Origin of the sequence: Sporosarcina cascadiensis, assembly GCF_009650995.1 — a bacterium.
Classification (GTDB): domain Bacteria; phylum Bacillota; class Bacilli; order Bacillales_A; family Planococcaceae; genus Sporosarcina; species Sporosarcina cascadiensis.
In genome coordinates, this window is the sequence record NZ_WHVV01000022.1 from 1 (window position 1) to 13,638 (window position 13,638).

A 13,638-nucleotide genomic window follows, 5' to 3' on the forward strand; every position below is an offset into this window, starting at 1 on the left:
CGTCAGACGAAATCCAAGTGGCAAATACTTTGTATCTATTCTAGTAGAAACAGAAGTACAGCAGTTGGAGAAAACAGAATCATCTATCGGTATAGACCTCGGCATCGTTGATTTCGCCATTCTTTCTGATGGCCGTAAGATTGACAACCATAAGTTCACATCTAAAATGGAGAAGAAACTAAAAAGGGAACAACGAAAACTTTCAAAACGTGCCTTGTTAGCCAAAAATAAAGGCATCCATCTATTGGAAGCAAGAAACTACCAAAAACAAAAGCGTAAGGTTGCTAGATTACATGAAAAAGTAATGAACCAGCGTGACGACTTCCTTAATAAGTTAACTACAGAAATAATCAAAAACCACGATATAATCTGTATCGAAGACTTGAATGTCAAAGGAATGTTACGCAATCATAAACTAGCTAAAAGTATCTCTGATGTGTCCTGGTCCAGCTTTGTAACGAAATTAAAATATAAAGCAGATTGGTATGGAAGGTTAATCGTTGAAATAGACGCATGGTTTCCATCTAGTCAGCTATGCTCTACTTGCAGTCACAATGATGGTAAAAAGTCACTAGACATGAGGAATTGGGTTTGCTCTAATTGCCAAACACCTCACGATAGAGATATCAACGCCAGTCTGAATATCCTAAGCGAAGGGCTTCGATTACAAACCTTAGCCTAACTACACAATACAACCGTAGGAACTACGGGGTAGCTTGGTAAATAAAAGAAACCTCTGCGAGTAAAGAAATACGCTAGCAAGTATGCTTTGTTCCCAAGAATCTCTCATCTTCAATCAGACCGCAAAGTCGATAAGTGGGAGTAGTTCAAAACCAGTGTATCACGTGAAATTCAGCAATGACCAATGAAAAGTCAGCCGAGCAGCCCGGCGGCAATCTTTCTTGCTTCTGTTACATCTTTTGTGCCATGGACGAGCATGCGGCCGTCACGGAACAGGACAAGCCGGTGATTATGGTATTCGCACGAAACTAAGAATGGGTTTTGCACCAATTTTGATACGGTGCCCTGGATGGTCTCCACAAAAACAGGCAGTTCGATCTGACGGTTTTTCGGCCAGGTCAGCTGCACAGTATTGCGTCCGCAGAGCACAGCTGTATGCACCATATCTGTCGCGGATAAAAACGGATAGGAAGGCTTCCGGGAACAGCTGGGGCAATTAGATTTTTTCAAGTTACGGACGTTCATTGCCGACCGTTCTCCTGTCCATAGATCGGTTGACTCCAGACGGGGATTCATTTCAGCACCCGTCACGTATTTCAGCAATTCAGCCGTTTGCCGTGCAGCTGTCGTCACGACAATCGGGCTGACGACGCCGACGGTATCACAGGTGAGCGACTGCGGAGGCAATGCTTCAAGCAGGCAGTGCAGGCAGGGCTGATCTTCTGCAATACCAATTGGAAATGTCAGGCCGTAACTGCCGACACAGGCTCCCATGAAGAAGGGGAGTCCCAGCTTCAGACAGGCATCATTTGCGAGGAGGCGCGTTTCGATATTGTCGGTTCCGTCGAGCATATAATCATGTCCTTCGAATAATTCCAGTACATTCTGAGGCGTGACATCCGCTACGATCCCGGTAATTTTGACGTCGCTGTTGATCACACGCAACCGTCTTTCCGCTGCCGCTGCTTTCGGCAATTGGGCAATCACATCTTCTTCGGAGTATAGTTGCTGGCGGTGCAGATTGGTCCACTCCAAAATGTCGCGATCGACAATCGTTACTTCACCGACCCCTGCGCGCACGAGCATCTCGGCCCCCGAAGAACCAAGCGCCCCTGCACCTAGGATGAATACTTTCGCTGCCCGGATCCGTTCCTGTCCTTCTTTGCCGATCGGTGCGAACAGCTCCTGCCGTGAATATTTTCCGCTCAATTCGGCACAAGCCCTTCCATCGGACTGCTGGCGACTCCGTAATCCCTAACCGGCATGCGTCCCGCTCTGTAGCCGAGATGTCCCGCTTCAATCGCCAATTTCATTGCCAGCGCCATCTTCACAGGATCCGCCGCTTCGGAAACGGCCGTATTCAATAACACACCATCCGCTCCAAGCTCCATCGCGTAAGCTGCATCTTTAGGAGAACCGATTCCCGCATCGACAATGACCGGCACATTAGACTGTTCAATAATCAGAGAGAGATTCAACGGATTCAGGATTCCGTGACCTGAGCCAATCGGCGCAGCGCCCGGCATGATGGCATGAACACCGAGATTGCAAAGCTTTCTTGCCAGCACCACATCGTCAGACGTATACGGAAGTACAATGAATCCTTCTTCAAGCAGCATTTCCGACGCACGCAGTGTTTCGACAGGATCCGGCAGCAGAGAGCGGCTGCAGCCGATGATTTCCACTTTCACCATATCGCACAGCCCCGATGCTTTTGCGAGCTTTGCGATATGCACTGCTTCTTCCGCTGTGCTTGCCCCCGCTGTATTCGGCAGCAGGGTATAACGGTCTAAATCCAATTGCTCCAGGAAATTTGGCTGTGACGCCTCGAAAATATTCATCCGTTGCACGGCGAACGTCAGAATATCAGCTTCCGATACCGCGACTGCCTGTTTCTGTGTCTCAAATGAAACGTATTTACCTGTTCCCAATAATAAACGTGAAGAAAACTTCTTATCTGCGATTTGTAACATACTCATCCGCCTCCTACAAAATGTATAATTTCAATTTGGTCTCTGTCCATGATTGGTGCGCCATAATGATCCTTCTGCAAAATCTCTTTGTTCTTCTCGACGATTAAAATTCGGTCGCTAAGCTTCAAATGTTCCAATAACTGCTGCACCGTTTCTACTTCAGGAACCACCGAATACGACTTGCCGTTTAAATCAATCGTTTTATCCAATGATAATCTCTCCCTTTCTATAAATCTCTTGCATGTACATACATTTTCACTGTGTCCACCGCATCCAGATTGCTGAGCGGAGACAGGATTGCCGCACCGCTGACCCTGTGTTCTCTAAGAAATGGCAGATGTACCGGCTGAATTCCACCGATTGCATAGACGGGGACAGAAAATGATGCAGCTATTTCAAAAAGCTCATCCGTACCCCGCGGAGTCAGGTCTTTTTTCGAAGCTGTCGGATAAATATGACCGTACAGCAGCCAATTCGCTCCTGCTCCCTGCGCTTTGCGCGCCTCCTCCAATGAATGGACGGAACACCCGAATTTCAATGAAGGGAAAGCGGCCCGCACATCATTCGCTGACATGCCGAAACCCGTCAGCTGGCAGGGGATGGACAGCGATTCCGCGAGGCTGGGCCGCGCATGCATAATTAATTTATCCGGCGGGAATCCGCTGGCGGTGAGGCGGAAAATCAGTGTTTCCAGCTGTTCATCCGACTTCGACTTTTCCCGCAGAATGAATGCATTGATATAAGGTTCTGTCTGCTGCAGCTTGAGCAGCAATTCGTCAACAGAATGACGATCATCCGTAATTCCGATTAATTTCATTGCCGTTCGCCTCCAAATGAAAAAACCACTTCCCGAATCGGAAAGTGGTTGGATGTGTCAGCATGCATGAGAATACGCCAAAACACTTGCCACTTCCCTCCGCAGGTACAAACCTGTTCAGGTGATAAGGGTTTCAGAGCCGCACTCTTTTCTCAGTCCTTGTAAAGGATTCCCCTAATGGTCAAAAGATTATGATTTTCACTAACAGCATAGCACTTACCAGATTGAAAGAAAAGAGGTATGCCGATTTTCCGACTGCTAAACGAGTAATAAAGAGTCTAAGTCGATGATTTCCAGGGTTTTGGAACTGGCCTGGTGAATCCATCCTTGTTCTTCGAATGCACTTAATTTTCGGCTGATCGTTTCAGGAGTCGTACCAAGATGGGATGCAAGATCTTTTCGGCTCATCGGCAGTTCGACGGTCAATTGCTGCTGTTCTTCAGACAGATCCGCTAAATACAATGCAAGGCGGGTTTCAGCTGATTCCATGGCGATTCGGGCGGCCCGCTGTTCTGTATCTGCGAGGCGGGAAGAGAATTCCGTCAGCATCTTTAATGAAATAGCGGGGTGTTTCTGCAGGAGCTGCTGCATTTCATCCCGCTGGATAATGCATAATTCAACGCCTTCCAATGTCTCCGCATAGGCGTCATGCGGTTTCGCATCGAACAAAGACAGTTCCCCTGTGAAATCCCCGGGTTCTAGAATGCGGACAAGCTGTTCCTTGCCGTTTTCTGACAGACGGTAGACCTTAATTCGCCCTTTATGCAAAATATACAAGCCTTCAGACCGGTCGCCGCTATGGTAAATCGTTTCGCCGCGCGGGTAGTTCACGCTGTAGGCAAGTTCGACAATTTGGTCCATCTGTTGCTCATCCAAATGATTGAAGAGAGGGACGAGCGCAACACAGGAATGATGATGCTCTTTTGCGCCCAGTTCACAATGTGATTCCTGGTTCATTCGGTATCACCTCACTTTTATTCTGTTTCAATGGTTTGTCGCTAGTATAGCGTATTAACCGGATTGCGTTCAAGATGACGAGAAATACACTCACTTCATGGACGAGCATGCCGGAAGCAAGGAACACCTTGCCGAGCAGTACACCGAGCAGCAGGAGAAATACGGTGCCGACTGCAAAGAAGGTATTCTGCTTCATGTTCCGTACAGTGGTTTTCGCTAAAGCATAAGCATGGGAGAACTGATCGAGCCGGTCTGCCATCAAGACGATATCTGCCGTCTCCATCGAAATATCTGTGCCGCCTTCCCCCATGGCGAGTCCGATGTCCGCTGTAGCGATAGCGGGGGCATCATTGATTCCGTCGCCTGCCATTGCGACATGGTGACCCTGTTCTTTCAAACGCTGGACCGCTGCTACCTTATCTTCGGGTAATAGTTCGGCATGTATAGCGTCAAGGCCAAGTTGCTCGCCGACTAGCTGTGCTGTGTGTCGGTTGTCGCCTGTCAGCATGATGATTTGGCTGATTCCATTTTTCCGCAACTTAGCCAGCGCTTCGGCGGCTTCTGGACGAATTTGATCAGCAATCGAGATGATTCCTGCTATTTCCCGGGAAATACTAACAAAGATTGCCGTATTTCCTGCTTTTTCGCGTTTAAGAGCATATTCTTCCACGTCAAAAGGAATGGATATGCCTTGTGCTTCCATTAATTTGCGATTGCCGGCAGCCAAACGCTTTCCTTCTATTGTAGACAATATTCCGTTGCCCCTGACCACTTCTGCATCCTCTGGTTGATTTACCAAACGAATGGCACGTTTCTTTGCTTCCTTAACGATCGTCTGACCTAAATGGTGTTCGGAAATCATTTCCGCTTCGGCCGTCAGACGCAATAACTCCTTATTCTCTATACCCCATCCGCACACATCGGTTACTTCGGGACGTCCCTTTGTCAATGTGCCGGTTTTATCGAAGACAACTGTATCGATTTTCGCCAGCTGTTCCATCACTTCGCCGCCTTTGACCAATACTCCGTTGCGGGCTCCGTTGCCGATCCCCGCGACAATTGAAACGGGGGCAGAAATGACAAGCGCGCCGGGACAGGCGATGACGAGGAAAGTTAAAGTCATTTCCATATTGCGAGTGAACAGATAGACGAGTACGGATAAAACCACGATGGACGGTGTGTAGATATTAGCGAAGCGTTCGAGAAACTTTTCGGTTTTTGACTTGGATTCCTGCGCTTCTTCCACGAGTTCAATAATACGGGCAAAAGTCGTGTCATCGCCAACTCGTGCAGCGATCACTTCTATATATCCTTGTTCGACGATGGTCCCGCTGAACACTTGATCATCCGGCATTTTGCTCGCAGGCACTGATTCACCTGTGATGGCCGCTTCATTCAATGTTGCGTTTCCTGAAATAATCGGACCGTCGACCGAAACTTTTTCTCCTGAACGGATGACAACCCGGTCACCGATTTCAATGTCGTCCACTGGAACAATAAAGGTTTTTCCGTCACGGACAACATGTGCTTCAAGCGGTGCCAAATCGGTAAGAGCTTTCAAGGATGAACGCGTTTTTTCCATTGTTCGGATTTCGAGCATCGCACCGAATAAGAACAGAAAGGTTACGGCTGCGGATTCTACATATTCTCCAATGAATAATGCACCGATGACAGCGATGGTAACGAGCAGTTCAATGCTGAAGGCTTTCATCCGAATTGCTTTGAAAGCTTTGATGGCGATGGGCATTCCTGCTAAAATGGTGGACATAATCAATATGATTTGACGGGCATCACGCCATCCTGTGAAGTGAAGGATGACTGCGAACGCTAAGAGAATGGCGGAAGCGGCAGTGATGCGCATCGTTTGTTTGGCATGCATATAAATTCCTCCTTTTCAAGTAAGCCAGTCAAGCAACTTTCTGTTTGAGCACCGGGTAACCGAGCTTTTCAATGAGCTCTTGCAATTCATTGGCGGAGATGATGGCTCCATCGAATTGGACGCGTACTTTGTTTGAGTGGAATAAAACCTTCACTTGCTGGACTCCCTTGGCACGGGACAGGGCACCTTCAATTTTCTTGACACATGACGGACAGCTGAACGGCTCCATGAGGAAAACTGCTTTTTTCATTGTTCTCATCCTTTTTGTTTGTATTTAGTATCTTAAGTATAGGAGAGATCAACATGATGGACCTTGACCCTCGTCAAGTTATCTGCAATTTTCCCCTTTTTCTTCGGAGCAAAATGCATTATACTTAAAAAGAAGAACATTATTCATGAAATGGGGAGAAACGTTCGTATGAAGCTAACATATTCTGGTAAGACAAAAGACGTCTATCAATTAGAAGACGGCCATGTGCTGTTGAAATTTAAGGATGATGTAACAGGAGAAGACGGCGTATTCGATCCAGGTGCCAATACTGTCGGCCTGACAATAGAGGGTGCAGGGAAGTCGGGACTTCGTATGACGCAGTACTTTTTTGAAAAGCTCGCGGAGCAGCAGATTCCGACACATTATATTGCTGCCGATTTGAATGAAGTCACAATGACGGTCAAGCCTGCTGCAGTTTTTGGAAACGGTTTGGAAGTTATTTGCCGGTTCCGTGCAGTCGGGAGTTTCTTGCGGAGATACGGACAGTACTGTGAGGAAGGTCAGACATTGGATGCATTTGTCGAAGTAACACTGAAAGATGACGAGCGGCAGGATCCTCCAATTTCAGAAGATGCGCTTGCACAGCTTGGCATTCTGACGCATGAGGAATATAAAAACTTAAAAGAGTTAACAAAAAAAGTATCTGAAATAGTTAAAATTGAAATGGCTGAGAAAGGCTTAGATTTATATGACATCAAGCTGGAATTCGGACGTGATCTCGAGGGCAATATAATGCTGATCGATGAGATTTCAGGCGGAAATATGCGTGTTTATCAAGGCGAAACCTATATTGCACCAATGGATTTAGAAAAGCTGTTATTTTCATAAACGGCTGCCGGAAACTAAAAAAGTTTCCGGCTTTTTTTATTCCTCCTCAGACCATACGACGACTGTCTTGACAACACTTTACTTTTTCATCAAGTAAATAAAATAAGAAATTTACTGTTGACAACGCTTTCAGAGTTTCCTATAATTACAACCAGTGTCAGAGGAGACATGAAGTTTTGCTTCTTCACCAGTGTTTGAACGTTGGTTGGATGAATGCGTATGGCAGTAAATTCTAGATCATGAAAGTGTCTTTCATAATCAGCGAATCCTAATTTTATCAGCTGTTTACATGAACAAAAGCTCCCTGCTTTTGTAAAGGCGCTCTTTTTTGCTCTTCATACCGCAAGGCAGAAAGTTAGCACCCAGTAGCCAGTAACGAATCTCCATTTGGCTTTTCTACGTAAGTACCCTTGCTAAATCCATCGGTTTCCAAAAGGGAATCTGCCGAATGTTTTTATTCGGAACTAAAAAACCTCACAGTTATGACTTTTCAATGAACTTTGTTTTATGCAGCCGCGTTCGAGGGTAAAGAAGCAAACAGGCATCTTTAGAGAATTTCAGACAATGAACATTTGTGCAGAGCACACAAATGACAAGACTTGGAGGAAAACTGTTTGCAGAAACATCATAAGTATTCGATTGCAGGATATGATCCAAACGATCCCTATTCGTTCCGTACGCCGACTGTCAAAGACGGTAAATGGATCTGGCAGCTAGTGAAAGATACAGGAGTGCTTGATGTGAATTCTCCTTACAGCTATTTGCTGTGGGCGGATCAATTCAGTGAAACGAGTATCGTTGTGGAAGATCACGGCAAAGTTGTCGGTTTCATCTCAGGGTTCATTCAGCCGAAAGCACCGGATACGCTGTTTATCTGGCAGGTCGCTGTTGATGAATCGGCACGCGGACAGGGCTTGGCTTCCCGCATGCTGCACGCTATTCTGCAGAGACCGGTATGCCGAATTGTTCAGTACTTGGAAGCGACAGTCACCCCGACCAACATTCCGTCCACGAAGCTCTTTAAAGGGCTGGCACGAGATTTGCAAACGGAGTGTGCAGTTTCGGAAGGCTATACGGCCGGCCACTTCCCGGGCGGCGAGCACGAAGCGGAAGAATTGTTCCGTATCGGGCCATTCTAAGCAATAGGCCGGCTGCCGCACAGGACACGTGAAAATACTAAATCTAACGGAGGAATTAATTACACATGGTACTGACAAAAAGTCAGAAGGTAATGGAAGTATTCGAAAATCGTGAGTCGCAAGTGAGAAGTTACAGCAGAAGTTTCCCAACAGTATTCGAGAGAGCAAAAGGCTACAAGATGTGGGATACGGAAGGTAAGGAGTATATTGACTTCTTTGCCGGAGCGGGTGCTTTGAACTACGGTCACAACAATGAAAAAATGAAACAGAAATTGGTCGACTATATTATGGACGATGGCATCGCGCACAGTCTGGATATGGGTACGACAGTTCGAAAAGAATTTCTTGAACGATTTAACGAAGTGATCTTGGAGCCGAGAAACATGAAATATAAAGTCATGTTTCCTGGACCTACAGGGACAAATACAGTGGAAAGTGCGCTGAAAATTGCCCGCAAAGTGACAGGACGCCAGAACGTGATCAGCTTTACGAATGGTTTTCACGGCATGACACTCGGGGCGTTGTCGGTTACAGGAAATTCTTATAACCGCGGCGGTGCAGGTGTGCCGTTGAACAATACGACATCGATGCCCTTCGATACATTTTTAGAAGAAGGTCAGTCATTGACATTCCTTAAGAAGTATCTGGCTGACGCGAGCAGCGGACTGGATCTGCCGGCGGCAATGATTTTGGAAACCGTTCAGGGTGAGGGCGGAATCAATCCTGCAAGCTTTGAGTGGCTGCGTGAAGTAGAGCGTCTTTGCCGTAATTACGATATCTTACTGATTGTTGACGACGTGCAGGCAGGCTGCGGGCGTACCGGAACTTTCTTCAGTTTCGAACCGGCGGGCATCAAGCCTGATATCGTTTGCCTGTCAAAGTCTATTGGAGGGTACGGACTGCCGTTGGCCATTACGCTGATCAAACCGGACTATGATAAATTCGGTCCGGCTGAGCATAATGGAACGTTCCGCGGCAACAACATGGCAATTTTAACAGCTACAGAAGCTCTGTCGTACTGGGAAACAGATGAATTCGCTAAATCGGTACAAGAAAAATCCAAGCTTATTACCAAGCGTATGGAAACAATTGTAGAGGATTATCCTCAATTAAAGGCTACAACACGAGGCCGCGGCTTCATGCAGGGTATCGTCTGCGGTGAAGGCAAAGAAGATTATGCAGATAAAATCTGTGCAAAGGCCTTTGAAAAAGGACTGATCATCGAAACGTCCGGACCAGAAGGGGAAGTGGTGAAATTCCTCGGCTCCCTGACTATGGATGAAAAAGGAATCCATAAAGGGTTCGATATATTAGAAAAAGCGATTGAAGAAGTCGTCAAGAAATAAGGAGAGATACTTTTGATTGTACGTAACTTAGATGAAATTATTGGCAGTGAGAACGAAACGAAGGCAGAAACGTGGTCCAGCCGCCGTTTCTTATTGAAAAAAGATAATATGGGTTTTTCATTCCATGAAACGATTATTTATGCCGGAACAGAAACGCATATTCATTATCAGAACCATTTGGAAGCTGTGTACTGTGTTGCCGGAGACGGTGAAATTGAAACGACGTCGGACGGTAAAGTATATCCGATTAAAAACGGCACGATGTATGCTTTGAATGAAAATGATGAGCATTATCTGCGTGGCGGCAAAGAGGATATGCGCTTAATCTGCGTATTTAATCCGCCGCTTGTCGGAACAGAAACACATGATGAGAACGGTGTTTATCCTTTATTGGAAGACTGAATAACAAAATAGAAGCTCCAAAGCAGAAAGTTTCCTGCTTTGGAGCTTTTCGCCTTGACAGAAGTTAACTACAAGGTATCGGCAATTATGATTTCAGTGAATACTTACCGATTAACAGGAGAGAATGTACATAGCACAAACAAGGAGGCAGAAACATGTGGAAATTACACGGCGTTATACTGGGCGCTATTTTATTGACGGCCGGCTGCAGCAGCGCAGCCAAGGAAAAGGTGCCGGTCAGCGGCAGTGGAGAAAGTGGAGTGAAGCAGCAGGAGAAGGCGGCATCAGAAGTTAATGCTCCGATTATCAATACGGAAGGGGAGAGCATCGGTTCAGCTGTCATACGTGCTGAAGAAAGCGGCGTAGCAATGGATATCACTGTGACAGGCCTTACACCAGGCAAGCATGGTATCCATATCCATGAACATGGCGTATGTACGGCGCCTGACTTTAAAGCATCTGCGGGGGGGCATTTCAACCCCGGCGGCAAAGAACATGGTTTTGACAATCCCAAAGGGTACCATGCAGGAGATTTAGAAAATATTGAAGCGGATGAAAACGGCAATGCAGCAGTCCTGATCACGACAGATGCTGTGACGCTGGAACTTGGCAAAGAAAATTCATTGCTTGACGGCGGTGGAAAAGCGCTGGTCATACATGAAGGAGAAGACGACTACAAAACGGATCCGGCAGGAAATTCAGGCACACCATTTGCCTGTGCGGAAATAACATCTGAGAACCTTTCTGAATAATTGACAGTCAGCAGTTCCTCTTTTATGAGGAGCTGTTTTTTTGTACGGTGTTGCGATTATTGTTTATAGAACGCTGTGACACTGGGAGCCGCAGCGTTTCCGCGGAACACTGCAGCTCACTTTCTGATTTTGGGGATTCACCCAGCGGTTTTATGCACGTCTTCAAAACTGCCCGTAATTAGTGCGTTCCATGTTTTTTATTTTTTTGGTCAGGTAATCCAGCTGTATTTGCATTTGCTCCAGTTGACTTGCCTGATCGGATGTTTGACTGTCGTTTTCTGCATGTATCAATTCCTGCAGTGCAATTGCTGCAGCCAGTGTTTGAAGACCATCGCCTAATGTGGAAAGAGCAGAACCAATAAATGAAAGTTTGGCCGCGTAAATTTCCGCAGACTCCATCTTCTTCTCTTCCTGCTTATTATCTTCATTATTCATTCGTTCACATCCTCAATAATAAGATGGGTTCTTCTTATATATATGAGGCGTGTAACGAAACCATACTTCAAATGAAAAAGACGCCCCATAAAAGGAGCGTCTTGTCATATTATCTTACAACCGCAATAATGCCTTCTTCATCATCCAGTTTCAACTGAATGCCGGCAGCCATCGGATCCATATCCAAATACTGCTCGATCCATAAACGGAGTGCTTCGACGAGACGTGCTGTATTCAGCTGATGGACCTGGCCGTTCAGCTCTGCTTCAGCAGAAAAGCCTTCCTCATCGTCATACGCAAGCTCAACTTCCACATCGTCCGGCATCGCGCGTGCTTCTTTCGCAATCAGCACACAGACCGCGTTCGCCACATCCTGCTCAATAATTATCTGCTGTTCCATTGGTTCATATCCTCATTTTTCTTCCGTTCTTTTTCTTTGAAGATCGCGAAAATCTTCCGTACCAATGAAATGATGAAAACGATGGCGATGACGTTGATCATCAAACCGAGGAATGATCCGAGCATACCCATATTAGCGAACAGGCTGCCGAATAACAGACCGGCCAGTCCACCGACTAACAAACCTTTCATCAGGCCGCCGCCCATGCCGGGTTTCGATGTTTTACCGGCAGCTGTTGTATTATTGTTTTGTTTCGTTTGATCTTGTTTCTTTTCGATCTTATTAGGCTGTACACGGTTTGGTGTACTGAAACTTTTCTTACCAGACTTGTATCCGCGTGCTTCTGCTGTAATATTATCCTGGAAAACGATGTTTCCGATCGGCGACAGAATTAATGTCGCGGCCAAGAAAAATGCTGCAATTTTTTTCAATTCGTATTCTCCTTTAATGCTTAATAAGGTCCTCCTGTTACGCGAAGGCCTTCCCTCTATTTTAATAGATTGTCGGACAAATTGAAAGCAAACCTACCTACTTAGAGAAGAAATTCTCTGTATAAAAAGGCTGTTCTTTGTCATTAAAATCCACACCGATACCGAGGAACTGATAATCGCGGATTAAAATATTCTCACGGTGACCTTTGGAATTCATCAAACCTTCGTGGGCGAAGATGCTGCTCGACTGGCCGTACGCCAAGTTTTCACCGGCACTGACAAATTTCACGCCGTCCTTTTTCATTCGGTCAAAAGGGGATTCGCCCTGCAGATTCTCATGACTGAAATAATCATGCGCCGCCATGTCTACGCTATGTTTTCGGGCGGTGGCAGATGCCAGCTCATCATACGTCAAAATCGATCGGCCATGGCGCACTCTTGCCGCATTGGTCAAATCAAAGAGCTGTATTTCAAAGCCTTTTCTCATAGCATCATTCTGCGGTGCATAAAGTGCGGTCTTTTTTTGCTCGAGCTTATCAGAAATCAGCTGGACAGCCGTCACGGTCTGATCCTGATGCAGATCATAGAAAACATACGTATAGACACCATCCGAATGAAATATGTCCATTCCCTCATCATCCTGCAATTTATAAATATTTGTGCCTTTGCGGATTTCCGTAATCGGTTCGCCTGCAATTTCACGGACTTCTGCTTTTGGCACGCCGTATTCGATTCCTATTGAGGAAGAAATTAAGCGGTCATTGGTATAGATGGCATTGACACGGCGCTGAATGTCATAAGACAGCATGACGAAATTCTGGTAATTCTCATGAAACGTCAGCCACTCGGTGCCGTATTCATTGACAGATTTACGTGCGGGTTCGCCAAGTTCGGCTTTTACATCGGCTTCCGTCATGCCGATTTGGATATTATGAATAGACAGAGCCCCCTGCGCCGGTGTTGCGAGCGCCGGCTGGGCGACTTCTTCAGGCGCACGTGATTCTGCTGTTTTATTGGAGACAAAGGCTACAATTGTTGTAATGGTCTGTTTTGTATAATCAAGCACAGATTCAACCATTTCTTCATCAAGCACAGATTCTACGCGCGCATCCAGCGGGTCCAGAAATGACAGGTCCGCGTACTTGGAAACGGGTCCTTCCCATAAAGGCTTGGCAGCGTATAAAATCACGATGAGAAACAGCAGTTGAAAAAGGCGTTTGAACATGTGACACCCACTCCTCTTTCACATTATACTCTTTTACCGGGCCTGCAATACAGCGTAAACCGCTGAATTCATGAAATTAATCGCCAGAGCGAATGGAAAAAG

Annotated in this window: 17 protein-coding genes and 1 riboswitch; of the genes, 6 read left to right on the top strand and 11 right to left on the bottom strand. The window is 46.3% G+C overall.

All coding sequences use genetic code 11. From position 1 onward, the window contains the following. A partial coding sequence (locus GDZ68_RS16415; RefSeq protein WP_153723400.1) for an RNA-guided endonuclease TnpB family protein occupies positions 1-682 on the top strand: 682 nt, incomplete at its 5' end. A gap of 191 nt (positions 683-873) precedes the next feature. Here the strand turns inward: GDZ68_RS16415 and GDZ68_RS16420 are convergent. From GDZ68_RS16420 to GDZ68_RS16450, 7 genes are all read right to left on the bottom strand, one after another. Then, entirely contained in the window at positions 874-1,890 is a 1,017-nt protein-coding gene (locus GDZ68_RS16420) for a ThiF family adenylyltransferase (RefSeq protein ID WP_153723401.1), read from the bottom strand. Next, positions 1,887-2,660 (bottom strand): thiazole synthase, encoded by a 774-nt coding sequence (locus GDZ68_RS16425; protein ID WP_153723402.1) that lies wholly within the window; start codon positions 2,658-2,660, stop codon positions 1,887-1,889. The genes GDZ68_RS16420 and GDZ68_RS16425 overlap by 4 nt, the downstream gene beginning before the upstream one ends. Further along, the gene (gene thiS / locus GDZ68_RS16430; RefSeq protein WP_153723403.1) at positions 2,657-2,863 is read right to left on the bottom strand and encodes a sulfur carrier protein ThiS; all 207 of its coding nucleotides are present in this window, start codon (positions 2,861-2,863) and stop codon (positions 2,657-2,659) included. The genes GDZ68_RS16425 and thiS overlap by 4 nt, the downstream gene beginning before the upstream one ends. Before the next feature lie 17 nt (positions 2,864-2,880). Next, positions 2,881-3,471 (bottom strand): thiamine phosphate synthase, encoded by a 591-nt coding sequence (locus tag GDZ68_RS16435; protein WP_153723404.1) that lies wholly within the window; start codon positions 3,469-3,471, stop codon positions 2,881-2,883. A gap of 77 nt (positions 3,472-3,548) precedes the next feature. After that, positions 3,549-3,657: riboswitch (TPP riboswitch) on the bottom strand. Positions 3,658-3,729: 72 nt separating this feature from the next. Next, positions 3,730-4,428 (bottom strand): Crp/Fnr family transcriptional regulator, encoded by a 699-nt coding sequence (locus GDZ68_RS16440; RefSeq protein ID WP_153723405.1) that lies wholly within the window; start codon positions 4,426-4,428, stop codon positions 3,730-3,732. After that, positions 4,406-6,307, bottom strand: coding sequence for a heavy metal translocating P-type ATPase (locus GDZ68_RS16445; RefSeq protein ID WP_153723406.1), 1,902 nt, complete (start codon positions 6,305-6,307; stop codon positions 4,406-4,408). The genes GDZ68_RS16440 and GDZ68_RS16445 overlap by 23 nt, the downstream gene beginning before the upstream one ends. 28 nt (positions 6,308-6,335) lie before the next feature. Then, a complete protein-coding gene (locus GDZ68_RS16450; RefSeq protein ID WP_153723407.1) occupies positions 6,336-6,557 on the bottom strand; it encodes a heavy-metal-associated domain-containing protein in 222 nt (73 codons plus the stop codon). 168 nt (positions 6,558-6,725) lie between these two features. On the opposite strand from GDZ68_RS16450, the gene GDZ68_RS16455 reads away from it, so the two are divergent. The 5 genes from GDZ68_RS16455 (at position 6,726) to GDZ68_RS16475 (ending at position 11,045) form a co-directional block, all read left to right on the top strand. Further along, positions 6,726-7,406, top strand: a complete 681-nt coding sequence (locus GDZ68_RS16455; protein ID WP_153723408.1) for a phosphoribosylaminoimidazolesuccinocarboxamide synthase — start codon at positions 6,726-6,728, stop codon at positions 7,404-7,406. A 614-nt stretch (positions 7,407-8,020) separates the two neighbouring features. Then, a complete protein-coding gene (ectA, locus tag GDZ68_RS16460; protein ID WP_153723409.1) occupies positions 8,021-8,545 on the top strand; it encodes a diaminobutyrate acetyltransferase in 525 nt (174 codons plus the stop codon). Between the two features lie 65 nt (positions 8,546-8,610). Continuing rightward, positions 8,611-9,891 carry a diaminobutyrate--2-oxoglutarate transaminase gene (gene ectB, locus GDZ68_RS16465; protein ID WP_153723410.1) on the top strand — a complete coding sequence of 427 codons (1,281 nt, stop codon included), beginning with the start codon at positions 8,611-8,613 and terminating at the stop codon, positions 9,889-9,891. Between the two features lie 12 nt (positions 9,892-9,903). After that, positions 9,904-10,293: an ectoine synthase gene (locus tag GDZ68_RS16470; RefSeq protein WP_153723411.1), complete on the top strand. Its 390-nt coding sequence runs from the start codon at positions 9,904-9,906 to the stop codon at positions 10,291-10,293. A gap of 155 nt (positions 10,294-10,448) precedes the next feature. Beyond that, a complete protein-coding gene (locus GDZ68_RS16475) occupies positions 10,449-11,045 on the top strand; it encodes a superoxide dismutase family protein (protein WP_153723412.1) in 597 nt (198 codons plus the stop codon). 162 nt (positions 11,046-11,207) lie between these two features. On the opposite strand, the gene GDZ68_RS16480 is transcribed toward GDZ68_RS16475, so the two are convergent. From GDZ68_RS16480 to GDZ68_RS16495, 4 genes are all read right to left on the bottom strand, one after another. After that, positions 11,208-11,480 (bottom strand): translation initiation factor 2, encoded by a 273-nt coding sequence (locus GDZ68_RS16480; RefSeq protein ID WP_228551143.1) that lies wholly within the window; start codon positions 11,478-11,480, stop codon positions 11,208-11,210. Between the two features lie 109 nt (positions 11,481-11,589). Then, a complete protein-coding gene (locus GDZ68_RS16485) occupies positions 11,590-11,880 on the bottom strand; it encodes a DUF2653 family protein (RefSeq protein ID WP_153723413.1) in 291 nt (96 codons plus the stop codon). Next, positions 11,865-12,311: a hypothetical protein gene (locus GDZ68_RS16490; RefSeq protein ID WP_153723414.1), complete on the bottom strand. Its 447-nt coding sequence runs from the start codon at positions 12,309-12,311 to the stop codon at positions 11,865-11,867. Before GDZ68_RS16490 ends, GDZ68_RS16485 begins: the two co-directional genes overlap by 16 nt. A 97-nt stretch (positions 12,312-12,408) precedes the next feature. Next, positions 12,409-13,536 (bottom strand): CAP domain-containing protein, encoded by a 1,128-nt coding sequence (locus GDZ68_RS16495; protein ID WP_153723415.1) that lies wholly within the window; start codon positions 13,534-13,536, stop codon positions 12,409-12,411. Between the last annotated feature and the right edge of the window lie 102 nt (positions 13,537-13,638).